Raw genomic sequence first — 16298 nt, forward strand, 5'->3', positions numbered from 1 at the left:
TAAAAGCGTGCGGGCTAAGCCGGAATGGTTTTTATCAGGCCCCGGTAGAGCTGGCCGCCCAGGTTGGCGGGCAGGGCATTGAGCAGCATGTAGGGCAATGAGGCGGGCGTAGTGCGGGGCTGCAGCCGGTGGCGCTGCAGCAGCGTATCGAGGCGGCGGCTCAGGCTGGGGTTGCGCAGCAGCTGCCCCGAAATAAAGCGCAGCTTAGGCACCTCTTTCGACAGCTCCTGGCGAAACGCGGAGGCCCCGGCCGGGTCGTAGTGATGGAGCGGCGCCAGGTAGTAGAGGGCATGGCAGTAGCTTTCCATGTACATCGCCCAGCGCGTTTTACGGGTTGAAATCTGATTGCCGGGGTGCAGGTGGTAGTTGCCCATCACGGCATCCACGAGCTGGAAGTCGCCGCGCATCATCATCCGGAGCCACAGGTCGAAGTCGCCGGTGTAGCGCAGCTGCTCCCGGAAGCTGCCGGCCGCCAGCACCGTCTGGCGGCGCATCAGCGAATGCGAGATAATGAAGGGGCACCCCAGCTGCAGCGTCTGCGTGAACAGGTGCTGGCCGTTGAGCCGGGCCGGATACGTGAAGTGCAGCCGCTGGATGCGCAGATCGTGCTGCTGCTGCACCTGTGCGGCATTGGTGCCCATAAAAATGCTGCGCCCGGTCACCAGCACCAGCCCGGGGTCGGAGAGGTAGGGCGCCAGGGCCTGCAAATAGTCCGGGGTTATTTCGTCGTCGTCGTGCAGAATCTGTACCCACTCGCCTTGGGCGCGCTGCAAGGCCAGGTTGCAGTTGTTGTACTGGCCCAGATTGCGGGCATTGCGGTGGTATGTCATGCCCGAGAGCTGTTCGCGCTCCACCCACCGTTGCGTATCGTCCTCGGTGGAGTTGTCGCTGATCAGAATTTCAAGGCTGAGCCCGGGAGGACGCAGCATGCGCTGCAGCTGGCCAACGACGCGCTGCAGATCGGGCAGGCGGTTGTAGGTAGGAACGATGATGGAAAGTTGAACTGCCGACATATGCAAGGCCTTTAAGTAGTGTAAAGCAGAGAGAAGGGCGTTGTGTCCTAAAGCGTTATGGAAAAAGCCGCTGCCAGCTGCCGAACCCGGGCCACGGCTTTGTCGCGGAGCGTGGCGCGCCACTGCCGGTAGTCCGACAGCGTGTCGCGCATCATGAAAGGGGGGTGGCGCAACGGCAGCGCAATGGCGCGGGCAGGCAGGTTGGCCCACGGATGCTTGGTGTTGTGCGTATGCGTGGCCTGGCCGCCAAACCCAATGTTGCTGATCAGGTTCACGCCGGGTGTAATGCTCAGGCCCGACTGGCTGAGCAGCGTAAACGCCCACTGATAGTCCCAGGTGTCGAGCTGGCCGGTGTGCGTGGCCCACAGCGGCTGCAAGGCAAAGCGCTGTTCGAGCTGGTGGAAAAAGCGGTTCCAGAAGTACTTTTTGCGGTCCAGCTCGGGCAGTAGCGCAGTGGCGGCATCATACAGCTGCCAGGCCCGGCGCCAGGTAGCCCAGCCCCAGATACCCACGTACTGCGAGAAAAAGTAGGAGTAGTCCGGGTCGCGGTGCCAGCCCCGCAGCAGGTTGCTGCCGCTGATGTGCAGCACGCGCGTATCGAGGGCGTAGCGGGCCAGCAGCGCTTCGCAATACGGAAAAAAGGTAGAGTGGGGCAGGCAGTCGTCTTCGAGGATGATGCCCTGCTCTTCATGCTCGAAAAACCAGCTGATGGCTTCGCTCACGGCCCGGCGGCAGCCCAGGTTTTCGTCCCGGAACAGCGTCTGCACGGTGCAGGGCCAGTCGATGGCGGCCAGCACCTGCGCCCGCACGAGTGCGCAGTCGGCCGCTTCGGTAGGGCGCTGGGCGCGGGGGCCATCGGCCGCAATGTAGAGCCGCGGGGGCCGCGCGGCGCGGATGGCCGCCAGCACCTGCAGTGTCACATCGGCCCGGTTGAAGATGATAAACAGGACGGCTGCCCGCGGAGCAGGAACCTGGCTTGAGGCGGTGGCTGGGAAGGACGACGGCATAACTCAGGCAGGAAAAGACAACGACTTGCTTGCGGTGGGTAGCGGGGCCGGCCGCGGCCGGAGCTGGGGCCGGGCCGGTATGGGCGCTGCTTGGGGCGCGGGAGTTAGTTGCGTGATGCGCAGCAGGCCAAACCCAATCAGGCCATAGAAAAAGGACGGCAGGCAGTAGGAGTAGGCATACACCAGGTTCGTGATGATGAGGACGGCCCAGGTCAGGGCTTCCGGCGAGGCCGAAACCCGGCGCAGCAGCTGCCGCGCCACATACAGGTGCGGCAGCACAAACAGCAGCAGGCCCACGGCACCGAAGTAGAAGAGCGTTTCGAGGTAGAAGCTGTGCAGATTGTGGCCGTGCCCGTCCTCGAAAAAGGGCATATTGCTTTCGGGGTTGTAGAACTGCACCGGCAGCTCGAAACCGGCCAGCCGCATACCCAGCACCGGATGATCCTGCACGAACGGCCAGTACGAGTCGAATTGAATGGCGCGCCACTCGCCGGTGCCCTGCGTGCTGTGGTTTTCGATGTCGGAGAAGTTGGCGGCCAGCTTCTGCAGCACTTCCGGATAGGAAACCAGAATGAAGGAAGCAGCCAGAGACACGACCAGCAGCGGAATGCCCATCAGCATGGGCAGAGCCGCACCGGCCAGCCGCATCGGGGCCGCCCGCAGCAGTAGCACTCCGTTCAGGGCCAGCGCCACCGCCGACGTCACCCAGACCGTGCGGTGCTGGAAGAAGAAGATGGCGAAGGCTGCCAGAAAAAACAGCAGCAGATGCCGCGTCTGCCGCTGGGCCAGATACACGCTGAAATGGTAGAGCAGCGGCAGCATCAGCAGGTATACCGACGAGGCAAACAGGCCGCGGTTATGCGCCAGAAACGCGCCCACGCTCAGCGACTCAGCGTTTACCAGCGCCAGGTTCAGGGCCAGCGCCACCCACACCGCCGGTATAATATCGGCAAGCGTGATGCGGCCCACGCGGGCGTAGAAGCCATAAAAGGCCGGTATGGCAAACAGCACCAGCAACTTCTGAAACACGTGCGGATACACCATCGGCGTACCGTAAAACCAGTACGACTCGGCGGCCAGCAAGCCCGTAGCCACCACAGTGGCCCAGAACATTACGCGGGCCATGCCCCGCAGATACCGGTAGTAGAGCACGCTGAGCGCGACGCAGACGATGGCGAAGAAGCGGGCATAAATCAGGTTGAACGCGTGCGAGGGGTGGGGGCTCAGGTCGTCGGGGGCTTTGCCGGTGAAAATCTCGGAGAACAGCGGGTCAGAGAAAAGCAGCACCAGAATGCCCACAATGTAGAAGTAGCGGATACTGATTTTCATGGCAGCGGAGAAAAAGCGGCGGAATGAGCGGCGGCTGGTTGCCAGGCCACGGGTAGTGGCCGCACGGGCCGCGCAGTAGGCTGGTGCCGGCCCAGCACCTGCTGGTAGAGCTGTTCGTAAGCGGCCGACACGGCTGTCTGGGAGAAGTGGCTGGCCACGCGGGCCACTCCCAGCTTGCTCAGGGCCTCGTAGCGGGCGGGCTGCCCGAACAGCTCCAGCAGCGCCGCCGCAATGGCCGCCGGCGAATTGATGTCGGTGAGCAGGCCGCACCGGCCTTCATCCAGCACCCATGGCACGGCACCGGAGTGCCGCCCGCCCACCACCGGCAACCCGGCCTGCATGGCTTCTACCAGCGTCAGGCCGAACGACTCTTCCCGCGAGGGGTGCAGCAGCACGTCGAAAGTAGGTAGCTGGCGGAGCAGCTCTTCGTGCGGCACCAGGCCGGCAAAGTGCACCCCTTCGGCCAGCCCGTGCGCCAGTGCCCACTGCTGCGCCGCCTCTCCCGGTCCGTAGTCGGGGCCAAACAGCCAGTATACCAGCCCCGGGCCGAGCTGCTGCCGGGCCTGCTGAAACGCCCGCAGGGCAGTAGACGCATTTTTAAGCTCCGACCAGCCCGTCAGGATGGAAACCAGGCTGCCTGGCCCAACCGGAAAGGCCCGAGGGCCACCGGGCGCCGGCAGCACGGCATTGGGCACAATAGGCAGCTCCCGCGAGGAGCTGGCCAGCGCCTTCGCCAGGTACGGCGAAACGGCCGTGAAGTGGCGGCCCCGGCGCAGCACCCACAGCTTCAGCAGCAGCCGCGCCACCCGGTAGAAATCGGGCTGGTAGCGCAGCACATTCCACGGGTTGTCGTGGAGGGTGATGAGGTGAGGCCGGCCGCTGGCCAAGGCGCCCCGCGCAAACTCGTAGCCCCAATGTGCATGCACAATATCAGGCTGGTCGAGGTCGATGAACTGGCGGATCTGGTTCGCCTCGGCTGCAAACATGTCGGGGCAGCGCTGCCGGGCGCGGGCGCGGAAGTTGCCGACGTATACCGTCAGACGGGGGCCGCGCAGCACAATGGGTTCGGGGATATGGTAGCCCAGCGTATAGACCGAAACGGTGTGCCCGGCCGCCAGCAGGCCCTGCACGAGCGGCGTAGTGGCGCTGCCACCTAGTCCCTGGGGCGGCTCAGTGCCGGCGGGCAGCTCCAGGTAGGGGCACAGCACTTCAATATCAATGGGAGTGGCCAGGCCTATTTTCATGACGTAGGTAGCTGTGGGGCATAAGCGTGGGGAGGGCAGGAGTAGAGGTCAGGAGGGCTGCAGAACGGCCGGGGCGGGGCCCAGCAGTGCCAGCAGCCGGTTGCGCAGCGTGCCTTCCTTCAGATGAGCTTCCAGTTCGTGGTAGAGCGAGGTGCGAATGGTGCGGTTCCAGGGCGCGGCCAGCTGGCCCAGCAGCGCTACCGCTCCCAGGGCCATGAGTATCAGGAGTTGCAGCAGCGCCCCTACCTGCAGCCAGGCCAGGGCTGCCTGCGCCGTACCCAGCACCGAGGCCAGCACCAATGCCGTGCACAGGGCCGGCCAGTACGCGCCCCACAGGCCGGCGGCCGGAATATGGAGGTAGCGGTGAATGGCCAGCTGGTAAGTGAGGTGGCGCACTATTTCGGCCAGCAGCACCGTGAGTACCATGGCCCGCAGCCCGTAAGGCGCCGCCAGCCACAGCCCGGCACTGAGCCCGGCAATAAACCCGAGCTGCAGCCATACTTTAAACCGCAGCCGCCCCAACGACTCGCACAAAGAGCCGCTGTAGATGGTAAGCAGATGCGCCCCGACCATGAGGGCCAGCGGGCCCAGCAGCGGTACGGCCGCGCCCCACTGCGGGCCCAGCACCACCCGCACCAGCGGCTCGGCCGCCACCGACATGCCCGCCGCCATTGGCAGCAGCACCCACGCCGACAGGCTGAGCGTGGTCAGGTACAGGGGCCGGAGCTTCGGAATATCGTGCTGCAGGCTGCTGTAGGAGGGTAGCATCACCCGCGAAATGCTGTCGGTGAAGTGGTAGAGCGGCAGCTGCACCAGGAAAAAGGTGCGGTTGTAGAGGCCCAGCGTGTAGGTGCCCAGTAGCCGTCCGATGCTTAGCCGGTCGAGGTTGGAGCCAGCGTACTCCAGCAGACTCACCACCGACACGGCTCCCCCAAAATTGACCAGCGGCTGATAGTGGGCCCAGCGCAAAGGCGGGCGCAGGCTGTGCCGGACGCAAAGCCAGGCCGCCACGGCTTTCACCAGCAGGTTTGAAAGTGTAGCGCCTACTAGGCTCCAGATGCCCCAGCCCGCCCAGGCCATACCCAGCCCTACTACACCATAGCCGACCAGAAACGCGCCTAACTCGATACGGGCCAGCAGATCGAAGGCCATGCGGCGGCGCAGCAGGCTCTGGGAGGTAGCGCCGAGGCTGTTCAGCACAAACGTGAGCGACATACCGCGCAGCACATTCACTACCCCGGGCTCCTTGAAGAGCAGGGTTGCCAGCGGTGCCAGCCCCCACATCAGGCCGGTTACGAGGATGCCCAGCGCAATAGCCACCGTAGAAGTAGCCCGAATATGGACCGGCTGCAGGTCGGAGCGTTGAATGAGCGCCTGCTCCAGGCCCATGTGGGCGAAGTAGCTGCCGAAGCTGATAATAACCATGGCCATGCCCATCAGCCCGAAGTCGGTGGGCGTGAGCAGGCGCGACATAATGCCGGAATACACGAACTGCAGCCCGGCAATAGCTACCGTAGTAATCATGCTCCAGCGTAGCCCACGAACGGTACTGGCCGGGATGGAAGAGGAAGATGCAGACATAGCGGAAGCTGAGGCAACGAGCTACAGATCAGGAGAAGGGAGGCGGCGGGGAGCGGTGAAGAGCGAAAAGCGGGGGCCGGCTACCCCGTTGCGAGCGGGTGCGGCCGGGTCAGGAGGCGGCGGGCCAGCACCAGCAGCCGGGGCAGCTTAGTGGCCAGCACCAGCAGCCGCTGGGGCTGCCAGAGCGGCTGCGGCACTCCCAGAAAGCGGCCCAGATAGCGGGCCAGATTGGCCGGGTCGGTGCGCCAGAACGTGCTGTTTGGGTTCAGTACGCGCCGGCACAGCAGCGGCAAGCCCTGGTTTTTTTCGTTCGGCAGGTGCCAGATAGGCAGCGCCAGGTCGGTAGCGCGCACGTTGGTATTGCGGTAGGAAGTCCAGATGCGGCGGATGTAGGGGCTGGCGTCGGTGCCGGGTTGCAGCAGGCGGTTATACACGAAGCTGGTCAGGTACTCGTCGCCATCAAACAGGCTGCGGCCACTCTCAAAGCGGGGCGGAGCACTGGGGTAGTTGTGCAGCACCCGCTGCCAGAGGCCGCGCACTTCCGCATCCACTTCGGCCAGGCGCTGCCGGCTGCCGCCCAGTATTTCGCCGCCGTAGTGGTGGGGTACTGCTACCGGATAAGCCGGATCCAGCTGCCGGTACAGGTTGCCGATGCCGCGGCGGCTCAGCCCATGAATCTTGGTGTCGGGGCCGGCGTCAGGCTCGGCATCGAGCAGCAGCAGGGTTTCGGGCTGGCGCAGCAGCTGCAGCAGGGCCGGGGCCGGCTGTGTCCAGATGCAGTCTGAGTCGAGCAGCAGGCTGGCTTCATCGGCTCCGGGCCGGGCTAGCTCGCGCAGTACTTCCAGCTTATAGAAGGCATTCCGAAACTCGGTGCCGAATTGCGCGGGCGGGCAAAACTCCTCGAACGGCAGGTGCAGCGTCTGCACGCCCAGCTTATCCAGAAAGGCCCGGTAGTCGGAGCCGCCCCAGCAGGCCGGCGCCTCATCGTTGGTGTAGAACAGGTGCTTCACGCCCGGATTGCAGCGCACTGAGCTAGCAAAAAACACAACCGCGCACTGCCAGTATAGCCGCCGACGCTGTTCCGCACCCACATCGAGCAGCTGCGGATACACGGATGCCGGTGCCCCGGCCGTATCCACGCAAAGGCTCGTTACAATGGCCATGTTGGGTTTATTTAGAAAGTAGGAGTGCCGAAGCCGGCATAACTATGGACAAGGCGGGCGCCGCGCCGTAAGAAGTGCCCCGGCTATGCGGCAAGGCAGCCACCGCGCCACGAGCATACCGCCGCGGCGCGCTACACAGAGTAGTAGGCCGCCTGGCTCTTGTAGTGGTATTCGTAGGTGTCGTGGAAGTTGACGTTGTTGAGCAGCACGTATACCTGGCCGGCCGGTGCCGTAGGGTGCGAGCTGTCCACCAGCTCCTGCAGGTGCTGCAGGCTGGTGCGCTGGGTGTAGCGGTGGCGCACCACAAACACCGACACGTCAATGTATTGGCGCAGAATATGGTATTCCGATACCAGCCCCACGGGCGGCGCGTCCAGCATCACATAGTCGTATTCGCGCTTGAATTGCTCTATCATGTCGTGGAAGCGGGGGCTTTCCAGCAGCGAAACCGCGTCCTCCGGAATCAGGCCGGCCGTCAGAATATCCAGGTTCGGCACGTGTTCCGACTGCTGCATAGCCTCGGCCAGCGTGATGTCGCCTTTCAGGTACGACGACAGCCCGGGCCGCCGGGCCTGGAAGCCGAAATAGTCGCTCATGGTGGGCTTGCGCAGGTCAGTTTCAATCAGCACCGTGCGTTTGCCGGATATAGCCAGCTCGGCCGTAAGGTTGGTGCAGCAGAAGGTTTTGCCCTCGCCCGACACCGCCGAGGTAAACCCGATGACTTTCTGCTGCGCGCCCCCGCTCACGTACTGCAGGTTGATGCGCACCGTGCGGAACGACTCCGTAACGGCCGACTTGGGCAGCTCGTGGCGCACCAGCTTGATGGCTTTGCCGGCATCCGCAATCAGGCCCAGAAACGGTACGCTCGTCACGCTCTTAATCTGGTCGACGCTCTGTACCGTCTGGTTGGCGCGCTCCATCAGCATAATCAGGCCGGCGGGCAGCACCAGCGCCAGCACCAGACTGATGAGGTAGAGCTGCTGCGGATGAGGCGGCAGTGGGTCGGCGCTCTGCATGGCGGCCTGGTCCACTACTTTCTTGTCGCTGGAGTTGGTAGCCAGCGTCACGGCTGCTTCGGTTTTCTTCTGCAGCAGGAACGTGTAGTTCTTGTCGTTCACGTCGGCCTGGTTGCGGAGCAGGGCCAGCTGCCGCTCATTCTCGGGCAGCTGGCTGATGCTGCTGCGCACGGCGCCCAGGCGTTGGTCGTAGCTGCGCAGCGTGGCATCAGCCGAAACAATCAGGTTGGTGAGGTTGCGCAGCAGGGCCGCGCGGCGGTCCTTTATCTTGTTGTTGAGCACCTGCAGCACCGGGTTGTTTTCGGAGGCACCCACGGCCAGGCCGGCTTTCTGGCTGTTGAGCTGGGCCAGCTCGATAATCTGGCTGTTGAGCACGGGGTCTTCCACGCCCAGGCCGGTAGCCGAACTCACGGCATCCCCATCGGGCGAGGCGCGCAGCAGATTCAGTACGTTCTGGTAAGCCATGCGCGCGTTCTGGGCCCGGGCCCGCTCGTTTTCCAGCTGCCCGCGCATCTGCAGGTCGGCGTTGGTTTGCTGGCCGGCATCAATCAGGCCGCGCTGGCCCCGGAACGTTGCCACGGCCGCCTGCGAGCGGCGCAGCGAGTCGCCGACTTTGCCCAGCTGCGAGTCGATGAAAGCCACCGCCTTATGGCCGTCCCGGTTTTTCTCCGTGAGGTCGTTGACGATGTAGATGTTCATCAGGGCATTCAGAAACCGGATTTCCTTGGCCGGCACGGCTCCCTGCGTGGTAATGCTGAGCACGCGCGAGAGCCGCTCGATGGGCTTGATGGTGAGCTTCTGCTGGTACTCCTCGGTAAGGCCCTGAATATCGTGCAGCACGAAGTAGAAGGCCTTGCCCGTGAGCTGCGGCGCCACGCCCGGTATGGTGCTTTCAATGGTGAAGTTGCAGTAGGGGCTCTGAACGGCCTGCCCGGGGGCTACCGTCCGCTCGAAGGCAAAGTCCTCAACTGTATTGAGCATGTGGCCCGTCGTGAACTGCACTACTGCCACCCGCTTGCCTTCCGCCTTTACGTGCAAGGTGCCATCGGGGCGGCTGTCCACAAAAAAGCGCACCCCGGTCACCTGCGGCGCCGTCGTGTCCACTTTCACCGTAATCGGCGACTCGGCTCCGTAGACTTCCTGCGTTTTCAGCGGGCGCAGCGCATTCACCCAGATGTCGGGCACTACGTGGTAGCTGACGCCGAAGTCGAGTCCCCGCAGGGTCTGGCTGACCACGCCGGCCGAGGTCAGGATGCCTATTTCATCCTCCACCTTGGTTTCCCGGTCTTTGGCTTCCATTGTCAGCAGGTCCTGGGCGTGGCGCGAGCCGGTAGCCCGGTCGGCCAGCATCAGCGTCGACTTGAAGCCGTAGCGCACAGGCAGCAGCTGCGCCACGAAGTAAGCAATGGCCAGAAACAGCACCAGGGAGGCCGCAAAGTAGTACCAGCGCGTCCGTAGCTTGAAAAAGATAGTGCTCAGGTTGAGCTCATCGGCAGTAGTAGGAGTGCTGGTCGTAGACATGGGAGCGGAGTGGAGGACAGAAGCTGGATTGTGGCAATACAGGCAACATTCGGGGCTCTCTGCCGGGGAATAGCAGAGCGTCAGGAGTGTATCTAATCTACAATTTAATTATATTAAAAATAAATTTATTCACATGTTTATGTCGGTGTTCCGCCCTTTGCTCAGCTACCGGAAAAGACCGTAGAGCAGGGCGGCTGTACCCAGGCCGGAGAAGAGCAGGGCCAGATTCACAGAGTTGCCGCGCTGGGTAAGCGCCTTGGTCGGCTCCACGTACAGGGCATCATTAGGCAGCAGGTAGTAGTAGGGCGAGCTGAGCAGTTCGGGTTTGGTGAGGTCCAGCAGCACTACCTGGGAGCCCTCGGTCGTTTGCCGGATCAGCTTCACGTTGCGGCGGTTGCCGAGCGGGGTGAGGTCGCCGGCCAGGCCCAGGGCCTCCAGTACAGTAGCGCGGTCATTGAACACCGCGTAGCGGCCGGGGCTTTTCACTTCGCCCAGCACCGTAACCCGGAAGCTCACCAGCCGCAGCACCACGGTGGCATTGCGCACGTAGCCCGCAATGGCCTTTTCTACCCGGTCCTGGGCCTGCGCCAGCGTCAGGCCTTTCACCGCAATCCGCCCCACAGTCGGGACCATAATCTGGCCTTTCTCATCCACCATGTAGCCGTTGATGTAGAGCGAGGCCGGGTCCGACTGGTTGAGCACCATTTCCGACTCATGCAGGCTAAACACCTTGGTCAGCTCCGGCTGCGGGCTTTGCACCCGGATGTAGAGCACATCATTGGGCGCAATCTGGTACTCGGTAGGCAGGTTGGCTACTTTGGTAGGCTGTGCTGAAGAATACGGCCCCTGCAGGTAGCTGATGTCGCGCGTAGGCACACAGGAACCCAGCGAAAGAGCCAGCACCATACACACCGGAATCAGGAGCAGGCGGGCAACGAGCGACACAGCAGGAGAGAGCATAGCTGAAGCGTGTGGAATAGGAAGAGAGAAGAAAGCAGCCTGATTTCCATCGGGGTGCTTTAGTAGTATACTGGTACTATTAGATAAAAATATTGTATATTTTGGTAAGTAGCAAGCTTGATTAATATATTTTTTATAAATACTTGGATTTAGTATAGTGTCTGGGCCGGCAGGGGAGAAGCACCACGCAGGCTTCCGGCCACCAGGTGAGCAGGATAGGCTGCGGCAAACCCTTTACCTTCGGCCCGGTTGACCTAGTTCAGTTTGCCTAACAAACCTTGCCCCATGAAAATACTGCTGGTAGAAGATGAGCCTAAAGTGGCGGCGTTTCTGCACAAAGGCCTCACCGAGCAACAGCACGCTGTAGAAGTGGCTACCGATGGCCCCAGCGGCCTGCGGCTGGCACTGGCCGGGCAGCACGACATCATTATTCTGGACAACCTGCTGCCGGGCCTCAGCGGGCTGGAAGTGTGCCGGCAGGTGCGCACGCACAATCCGGCCGTGCCTATTCTCATGCTCACGGCGCTAGGCGAAACCGACGACAAAATCCGGGGGCTTGATGCCGGCGCCGACGACTATCTGGTGAAGCCGTTTGCGTTTCAGGAGCTGCTGGCGCGGCTGCGGGCCTTGGTGCGCCGCCGGCCCGAAACGGCAGCCTCCGTGCCCATCCTGCAACTCGCCGACCTTACGCTCGACCCCAGCAGCAAGCTGGTGCAGCGCGCCGGGCAGCCTATTCAGCTCACAGCCCGCGAGTTTTCACTGCTCGAATACCTGCTGCGCCATAAAGGCCGCGTCATCTCCCGCGTCGATATTCTGGAACACGTCTGGGAAACCAGCTTCGATACGGGCTCCAATGTCATTGATGTGTACATCAACTTCCTGAGAAAGAAAATCGATAAGGATTTCACGCCCAAGCTCATTCACACGCTGGTGGGCATGGGCTACGTCATGAAGGAAGAATAGCTCCGTAGCCGAAAAAGCACAAAACACGGCGCCCCGGCGCTACCGGCATCCAGTGCTGGTAGCGCCGGGGCGCTGCTGTATGGTAGGGGCCGGCAACCTGTTTTTTGCTGGCGGAATCAGTTGCGCTTACTCCTTGACGATCTGCCGGCTGATGGGAGTGCCGTCAATGGTCATAACCAACACGTAGCGGCCTGCCTGGGTCAGCCCCAGCTCGGTTGCCGAAAACTGATAGGTGTGCGTGCCTTTGGCCAGCTTTGTGCGGCGGAGTGCTGTATTCAGCCGCTTGCCGCTGACATCATACACGGCAATATCAACGGGCAGCGTGCGGCTGAGCGTGCAGGAAACCTGCAGCGCATCGGCCACCGGGTTCGGGAACATCTGCACCTCGTAGTCGTGGGCGGCGGCGCTGGTGCGTATGCCGGCCACCGTGCGTTCCACCGTCCAGACCACACTATAAGTATGCTGCGTGAGGTGCGTGGTTGCCCGCGTAAGGGCCGTGGTATCAGTCACCTCCGCCGTAATACGGTGCGTGCCGTTGGGGAGGCTGCTGAGTGGAACCGTCAGCTGGTTCTGGTTGCGGCTGATGACCGTATTGTCGCGCCGCCACACTACGCGCAGCGTGTTGGGGCTTGGGGCCAGCAGTGCCAGCTGAAAAGTAGGGTCCTGGGTGGGGTTGGTGAGCGTAGTAGCGGCCGGGCTGAAGCTTTGAAGAGGACTAGCCAGCGTGTGCACCCGCTCAGTGAAAGCCTGGCGGCACACACTACAGAACGCCACGCCCAGCACCTGCATCTTGCAGTTGGGGTGCGGCTTATACCAGGTAGCATTGCCGGTGTGCGGGTAGATGCCAATGCCATTGGTGCCCATCCAGGCAGCCCACCGCACCAAAGCCGGATCCGTCTGCTGGGTCATGTTGAGCGTTTCGCGGGCGTACTGCGGGCCGGCCCAGTATTCGTCGGAAAGGCTGGCAAAGGAATGCCCGATTTCGTGGATGCTGATTTCGTTGGCGCTGGGATGCACCGAGGAGGTAGCCAGCGTACCGCCCGAGCCGCCGTACTCCGCAGAGTTTACGACCACAAAGGCCTGGTCGTAGAGCGGGAAAGAAGCCGCCAGCACTCCCGATACGGCGCTCTGGTTGCGGGGTACCAGTAGCCGGTGAATACCGCCCTGGTCGAAGCTGCTGCCAAAGTAGTTGTTGACTACCGCCACCGGCAGCGTAGAGGAAGTGCAGTCAGAAGCCGTACGGGGGTGTGAGGCCCCCGATTCGGCAGACGGCACCCGCACGGCAAACACGTTGAAATACTGCTGATATTCCCGGAAAGGCGTCTGGGTGAACAGGGAAGCCACAATCCGGTCTACATCGGTGCGGAAGCGGGCCAGCTCATTGGCCTGGTAGCCGTCGCTCAGAAATACCAGGTTGATGCGCCGGTCGAGCGGGCCGGTTTTCACCAGCGTGTCTACGGGGAAGCGCTGGGCCTGCCCGCTCAGGGCCAGAAACAGCAGCACGACGAAGGTGTAGAGTGTTTTCAAAGTAGGAGGGGAATAAATGAACTAAGAATGAATCAGGTAGCACAGCTGCTACCTGAAATTACAGCGGAAACGAGGACGCTGCCAGCAGTGTAGCGTCCGCAAATTCCTCGACTCGTACCTGTGTGGCCTGGGCCGGCGGGGCCAGTCGCACAAAAAACTCGGCTTCGGGCAGGCTCACCAGCCGTTGGCCCAGCTGCTGCTTTTCGTTGGTGTATTCCACCGTTTTGCGCAGTGGGTGTTCCAGCACAATAGCCTCGCCCAGAGGCTGTCCGGCCGCGTCCAGCAGCTTAACCGCCAGATACTCGGGGAAAGCGGAAGGCGGGGTGGCGGGCTGGGGTTTCAGGCGGCCGGGTGCCGCCTGGCTGCTCAGCAGCGTGATGCGGGCGGCCTGCCCGGCGCCTGCGGCCACCGCCCGAAACGACAGAAACACCATAGCCGGCTTTTCGGCTACTGGAGTAGCTGCTGCTGGCGAGGACGCCGCCCTGACCGCCGACCGTTGGCAACCCGGTAGCACCGCCAAGAAAAGCAGCTGGATAATGGCGAGTCGGAGCATGATGGTAGAATGTGATGGAGTGAGAGTGCCGAGCTTGCGCGTTTTCCGGCGGATTCAGCGGCTATTCTACTCGCCAGGATTCTCGCCGCACCCGGGGCTCGCAAAGCTACTCAGCTAGGTGTATAGTCCCAGCGTGAGGTGGGTCGGGTCTCGGGTATAGTGGACGGGCAGGGCACCAACGGCGGCTACTGCGGTCCGGCTGTGAAGCCCATTGCCCTGAATATGGTGAAAAACTGTGCCCAGCACCCCGGCGTGCAGCTGCCTATTTCCGGTATCGGAGGCATTGAGAACTGGCGCGACGCCGTGGAGCACATGCTGCTGGGGGCCAGCAGCGTGCAGGTGTGCACGGCGGCTATGCACTTCGGCTTCGGCATCATCCGGGAAATGACCAGCGGGCTGGAGCAGTACATGCGCGAGAAAGGCTTCCAGACTATCAACGACATGGTGGGCCGGGCGCTGCCGAACGTGAAGCACTGGGAAGAGCTGAACCTGCACTACAAGGTCACGGCCAGCCTCAACGAGCAGAAGTGCATCGGGTGCCAGCTCTGCTACACGGCCTGCGAAGACGGTGCCCACCAGGCCATCCGGCTGCAGCCCGGCACGCGCGTACCGGAAATCATCGACGAAAACTGCGTGGGCTGCAACCTCTGCTCGTTGGTGTGCCCCGTGGAAGAGTGCATCACGATGGAGCGCCGCGATGACGGCAGCCGCCACGAAACCTGGCAGCAGCGCACCCTGGCCGGCACTATCCCGACGGAGTTTGAAGATGAGCGGGCCGGGGGCCGCCACCATTGGGTGCCCGAGCCGGCGGCGGCGCTGGGCAAGGAGCGCCACAAAACGCTGCCCGGCAAGGCGCGGCAGCTGGGGAGTGTGGCCGTTGTGAGTGCCCCGCCCACCGTAGCGCCGGCCTAGCCAGCGCCTGTTTTGAGAGCAGCAGAAAAACCTTTTGCCCCCGGCAAGAGGTTTTTTTGTGCCAGCTTACGGCAAATTCTCACTGCTTTCTTCCTCCCGATGACCATTCGTCTCCGGCTTGCGCTGCAGTTTGCGGCTATTCTGGCTGTTACGCTGCTGCTGTTTTCTCTGGTAATCTACTTCTCCACGTCGCAGGCCCGGCAGGAGTCGTTTACGGAAAGCCTCTTCGACCGGGCTCGTATCGTGGCGCATGTCTACCTCGACGGCACCGGCCGCGCCGATGATGCCAGCCGCGCCTCCTACCGGCGCTATCTGCGGCAGTTCTACCGGACGCTGCCCGAAGAGGAAGTGCGGGTGTATGACAAAAAGAATCAGGTGGTTTTTCGGGAAGGGCAGACCTTCGATGTGCCGTTGCCGCTGGATTTGCTGAGCAACGTGCGCGAGGAAGGCCGCGAAGTGCGCCTGCGCGAAAACTACCGCCAAACAGTAGGCATGCTCTACCGCGACAAAGACCGGGGCGACTTTGTGGTGGTGGCCTCATCGGTGGATACGGATAGCCGCGAGAAGCTGGAGAGCCTGCGCCGGATTCTGGCCACGGGCCTGCTGGCTTCCTTTGTCATTGTGAGTATCGGCGGCTGGTTTTTTGCGGGTCTGGCGCTGCGGCCCATGCAGAAAGTGGTGCGCGAAGTAGACAGCATCACCGTCACCGACCTGCACCGCCGCCTGTCGCAGGCAGATGGCTACGACGAAATTGCCCACCTGGCCCAGCGGTTCAACCAGCTCCTCGACCGGCTCGAAACGGCCTTTGCCGGGCAGCGCACGTTTGTCCGCGACGCCTCGCACGAGCTGCGCACGCCGCTCACCGTTATTATAGGCGAGCTGGAAGTGGCGCTGCTGCAGGAGCGCACTCCGAATGAGTACCGCCGGGTATTGCGCAGCACCCTGGATGCCTCGCGCCTGCTCAAAGACCTCACCAATGGCCTGCTGCAGATTGCCCGCGCCTCCGACGACCCTTCGCAGGTGCCCCTGACCGTGCTGCGGCTCGATGAGCTGCTGCTGCAGGCCCACGAAGAAGTGCAGCGCCGCAACCCCACCTGCCGCGTCGACCTGGAGTTTGGTGATGTGCCGGCCATGGTGCGCCAGCCTTTTGCGGTGCGCGGCAACGAGGCGCTGCTGCTCTCGGCGTTTCTGAATGTGCTGGAAAACGCCTGCAAGTTTTCCAAGCACTCTGCCGAGCCTATTGTGGCCAGCCTGACCAGCACCGCAACCCGCGTATTCCTGGAAGTGCGCGACCATGGGGTCGGGATGACCGAGGCCGACCGGCAGCAGGTGTTCGTGCCGTTCTTCCGGGCCGAGGCCATCCGGACGGTGCCGGGGCACGGTATCGGGCTGCCGCTCACGTCCAAAATTATGGCCCTGCACGGCGGCACCATACGCGTGGAAAGTGAGCTGGGCCACGGCACGCAGGTGTGGCTGCACTGGCCGGCACTGGGCTGATAGTGAGCAGAG

At 62.8% G+C, this 16298-nt stretch carries 13 protein-coding genes; 3 read left to right on the plus strand and 10 right to left on the minus strand.

Going from position 1 to position 16298, the window contains the following annotated elements; genetic code table 11:
* Positions 1-14: 14 nt before the first annotated feature.
* From BUE15_RS08705 to BUE15_RS08740, 8 genes are all read right to left on the minus strand, one after another.
* Complete coding sequence (locus BUE15_RS08705) at positions 15-1013, minus strand: glycosyltransferase family 2 protein (protein ID WP_073283286.1); 999 nt, start codon at positions 1011-1013, stop codon at positions 15-17.
* A gap of 47 nt (positions 1014-1060) precedes the next feature.
* Positions 1061-2020, minus strand: a complete 960-nt coding sequence (locus BUE15_RS08710; protein WP_073283289.1) for a hypothetical protein — start codon at positions 2018-2020, stop codon at positions 1061-1063.
* A gap of 3 nt (positions 2021-2023) precedes the next feature.
* Positions 2024-3349 carry an O-antigen ligase family protein gene (locus BUE15_RS08715; RefSeq protein WP_073283291.1) on the minus strand — a complete coding sequence of 442 codons (1326 nt, stop codon included), beginning with the start codon at positions 3347-3349 and terminating at the stop codon, positions 2024-2026.
* Entirely contained in the window at positions 3346-4593 is a 1248-nt protein-coding gene (locus BUE15_RS08720; RefSeq protein ID WP_073283294.1) for a glycosyltransferase family 4 protein, read from the minus strand. The genes BUE15_RS08715 and BUE15_RS08720 overlap by 4 nt, the downstream gene beginning before the upstream one ends.
* Positions 4594-4641: 48 nt before the next feature.
* Positions 4642-6174, minus strand: coding sequence for a lipopolysaccharide biosynthesis protein (locus tag BUE15_RS08725; RefSeq protein WP_084548927.1), 1533 nt, complete (start codon positions 6172-6174; stop codon positions 4642-4644).
* A gap of 80 nt (positions 6175-6254) precedes the next feature.
* Positions 6255-7337 (minus strand): hypothetical protein, encoded by a 1083-nt coding sequence (locus tag BUE15_RS08730; protein WP_073283300.1) that lies wholly within the window; start codon positions 7335-7337, stop codon positions 6255-6257.
* A gap of 131 nt (positions 7338-7468) precedes the next feature.
* Positions 7469-9874 (minus strand): GumC family protein, encoded by a 2406-nt coding sequence (locus tag BUE15_RS08735; RefSeq protein ID WP_073283303.1) that lies wholly within the window; start codon positions 9872-9874, stop codon positions 7469-7471.
* Positions 9875-10039: 165 nt separating this feature from the next.
* Positions 10040-10834: a polysaccharide biosynthesis/export family protein gene (locus tag BUE15_RS08740; RefSeq protein ID WP_073283306.1), complete on the minus strand. Its 795-nt coding sequence runs from the start codon at positions 10832-10834 to the stop codon at positions 10040-10042.
* Positions 10835-11119: 285 nt separating this feature from the next.
* Here BUE15_RS08740 and BUE15_RS08745 point away from each other — a divergent pair, with 285 nt between their 5' ends.
* Positions 11120-11797, plus strand: coding sequence for a response regulator transcription factor (locus BUE15_RS08745; protein WP_073283309.1), 678 nt, complete (start codon positions 11120-11122; stop codon positions 11795-11797).
* A gap of 126 nt (positions 11798-11923) precedes the next feature.
* On the opposite strand, the gene BUE15_RS08750 is transcribed toward BUE15_RS08745, so the two are convergent.
* Positions 11924-13324: a M64 family metallopeptidase gene (locus BUE15_RS08750; RefSeq protein WP_073283311.1), complete on the minus strand. Its 1401-nt coding sequence runs from the start codon at positions 13322-13324 to the stop codon at positions 11924-11926.
* 58 nt (positions 13325-13382) lie between these two features.
* Complete coding sequence (locus BUE15_RS08755) at positions 13383-13877, minus strand: hypothetical protein (RefSeq protein WP_139252186.1); 495 nt, start codon at positions 13875-13877, stop codon at positions 13383-13385.
* Between the two features lie 159 nt (positions 13878-14036).
* Between BUE15_RS08755 and BUE15_RS08760 the strand changes: the two genes are divergently transcribed.
* Positions 14037-14789, plus strand: a complete 753-nt coding sequence (locus BUE15_RS08760; RefSeq protein ID WP_073283316.1) for a 4Fe-4S dicluster-binding protein — start codon at positions 14037-14039, stop codon at positions 14787-14789.
* Between the two features lie 99 nt (positions 14790-14888).
* The gene (locus tag BUE15_RS08765; RefSeq protein ID WP_073283319.1) at positions 14889-16286 is read left to right on the plus strand and encodes a sensor histidine kinase; all 1398 of its coding nucleotides are present in this window, start codon (positions 14889-14891) and stop codon (positions 16284-16286) included.
* Positions 16287-16298 lie beyond the last annotated feature (12 nt).

The organism is Hymenobacter psychrotolerans DSM 18569 (assembly GCF_900142395.1).
In the GTDB taxonomy this organism is placed as follows: domain Bacteria; phylum Bacteroidota; class Bacteroidia; order Cytophagales; family Hymenobacteraceae; genus Hymenobacter; species Hymenobacter psychrotolerans.

What these genes read in the sequence shown, in the direction of transcription:
- BUE15_RS08705 (WP_073283286.1), bottom strand. Translation starts at nt 1,013, where the DNA reads ATGTCGGCAGTTCAACTTTCCATCATCGTTCCTACCTACAACCGCCTG.
- BUE15_RS08710 (WP_073283289.1), bottom strand. Translation starts at nt 2,020, where the DNA reads ATGCCGTCGTCCTTCCCAGCCACCGCCTCAAGCCAGGTTCCTGCTCCG.
- BUE15_RS08715 (WP_073283291.1), bottom strand. Translation starts at nt 3,349, where the DNA reads ATGAAAATCAGTATCCGCTACTTCTACATTGTGGGCATTCTGGTGCTG.
- BUE15_RS08720 (WP_073283294.1), bottom strand. Translation starts at nt 4,593, where the DNA reads ATGAAAATAGGCCTGGCCACTCCCATTGATATTGAAGTGCTGTGCCCC.
- BUE15_RS08725 (WP_084548927.1), bottom strand. Translation starts at nt 6,174, where the DNA reads ATGTCTGCATCTTCCTCTTCCATCCCGGCCAGTACCGTTCGTGGGCTA.
- BUE15_RS08730 (WP_073283300.1), bottom strand. Translation starts at nt 7,337, where the DNA reads ATGGCCATTGTAACGAGCCTTTGCGTGGATACGGCCGGGGCACCGGCA.
- BUE15_RS08735 (WP_073283303.1), bottom strand. Translation starts at nt 9,874, where the DNA reads ATGTCTACGACCAGCACTCCTACTACTGCCGATGAGCTCAACCTGAGC.
- BUE15_RS08740 (WP_073283306.1), bottom strand. Translation starts at nt 10,834, where the DNA reads ATGCTCTCTCCTGCTGTGTCGCTCGTTGCCCGCCTGCTCCTGATTCCG.
- BUE15_RS08745 (WP_073283309.1), top strand. Translation starts at nt 11,120, where the DNA reads ATGAAAATACTGCTGGTAGAAGATGAGCCTAAAGTGGCGGCGTTTCTG.
- BUE15_RS08755 (WP_139252186.1), bottom strand. Translation starts at nt 13,877, where the DNA reads ATGCTCCGACTCGCCATTATCCAGCTGCTTTTCTTGGCGGTGCTACCG.
- BUE15_RS08765 (WP_073283319.1), top strand. Translation starts at nt 14,889, where the DNA reads ATGACCATTCGTCTCCGGCTTGCGCTGCAGTTTGCGGCTATTCTGGCT.